The organism is Shewanella sp. S1-49-MNA-CIBAN-0167 (assembly GCF_040310145.1).
Classification (GTDB): Bacteria; Pseudomonadota; Gammaproteobacteria; order Enterobacterales; family Shewanellaceae; genus Shewanella; species Shewanella psychromarinicola.
Genome location: NZ_JBEOPO010000215.1, coordinates 1 through 280 on the forward strand (window position 1 = coordinate 1; position 280 = coordinate 280).

Below are 280 nucleotides of genomic sequence, written 5' to 3' on the forward strand. Positions count from 1 at the left end.
AATGTAAGCCATACCAGAAGTCATATCATTGACTGCTCCCGCTCTCACTACGGCATCAATGGTCACTAATGGCACTTCTTTTTGCACCATCAGCTTAACCTTTAAGCCATTGTCTAAGGTAACAGATTGGTAGCTTGGCATAACAAAGCTAGCGGTAACAGGGTTGGCGGAGTCGGCAGTGGTTTTCTGGGTCGTCGCACAACCACTTATCCCTAAGCTACAGGCCAATGCGATTGCTGATAATGATATTTTAATGCGTGTGTGAGTTACGGTTTTCATT

Annotated in this window: 1 pseudogene; it reads right to left on the reverse strand. The window is 45.0% G+C overall.

Going from position 1 to position 280, the window contains the following annotated elements:
- Window positions 1–279 (reverse strand): annotated as a pseudogene (locus AAEZ00_RS21055) (insulinase family protein); the annotation flags it as partial.
- Window position 280 lies beyond the last annotated feature (1 nt).